Origin of the sequence: Thiolapillus sp., from assembly GCF_048562965.1 — a bacterium.
Taxonomy (GTDB): domain Bacteria; phylum Pseudomonadota; class Gammaproteobacteria; order Chromatiales; family Chromatiaceae; genus Thiolapillus; species Thiolapillus brandeum_A.
In genome coordinates this window covers 1-1,112 of the sequence record NZ_JBHNMF010000930.1, presented here as the reverse complement: position 1 = coordinate 1,112, position 1,112 = coordinate 1, and the positions used below count along the sequence as shown (strand labels likewise).

The following is a 1,112-nucleotide window of genomic DNA, read 5'->3' as shown; positions in this document are numbered from 1 at the left end:
GCACGCCCTTGATGGTCTGGCGGAAATGCGGCACACGATCGGAGTACAGCAGGATCTTGTCACCGGACTCGATACCACGGGCCTTTGCATCATCCGGGTGAATCTCCGTCCAGTTCTCCGGCCAGCGACGGGCGATATAGGAACGTCGCTGCACATCATCAAAACCGGACTGCCAGATTTCGTTGATCCGACCGTTGGTATGCCACAGCTCATCCTTCTTCGGGCTCATCCATTCCCAGTAGTCGGAGAACAGACTCCACGGGTGTTTCTGGATGTTGATTTTCCCGGTCTGGGAGTTGAAGTGGGTCATCTTCTTGTTGACCATGTTCGCACCCTGGGTACGGCCTTCCGCTTCTATCATCTCGGGGGTCATCTCGGTATCGTGCAGACGCACACTACCCGTCAGCTCACCGGTCTTGTAGTTGTAGAAAGTCGGTCCCTGGATGCCCGTAGTACCCATCTCACGCAGCTTCTCATGCAGGGTCTTGCCTTCTTTGTGGGCAGCGACCTTTATCATGTGATAAGCCTTGCGGTTGCCGCGACTGAAACGGGAGGACTCTTCACAGACTTCGTTGGAGTTCTTCCAGTCGTAGCCATCAAAGCCCAGACGCTGTGCCAGCTGGCTGACGATCCACCAGTCCGGCTTAGCGTCGCCCGGTGCATCGTAGAACTTGGAATACAGACGGATGCGACGTTCACCATTTGCGCGAACAAAATCCTCCTCGCCCCAGGTTGCCGCCGGCAACACGATATCGGCAAATTTTCCACCGATAGGATCACGCAGGTAGATATCCTGGTTGAGAACGACCGTACCTCCGGAATCCATACGCTTCTTCAGCGTATCGATGATGTCCTGCTTGTTGGAGGAACGCACCTGGTGTTTGTTGTTGACCACCAGTTCCTCGAACTTGTCGTTCAGCCCCTGGGAGCCGCACATGGACTGGATCCAGGTCGTACCCACCACATGGGCAAAACGGGTGTAACCGGAATAGAACAAGCGTGTCTTCGGCCTCGTGATAGATTTTGGGACATCCCAGTCCCCAAAATCGACTCGGCCTTTGACAACCTATTGGTGCCCCAGCCGTCCTGGTCACCAAGCACTACGCAACAAC

Annotated in this window: 1 protein-coding gene; it reads right to left on the bottom strand. The window is 55.3% G+C overall.

Annotated elements, in window-relative coordinates; all coding sequences use genetic code 11:
• On the bottom strand, positions 1 to 997 hold a 997-nt coding region (locus ACOCD2_RS21265), incomplete at its 3' end, for a molybdopterin-dependent oxidoreductase (RefSeq protein WP_305801655.1).
• Positions 998 to 1,112: the final 115 nt, after the last annotated feature.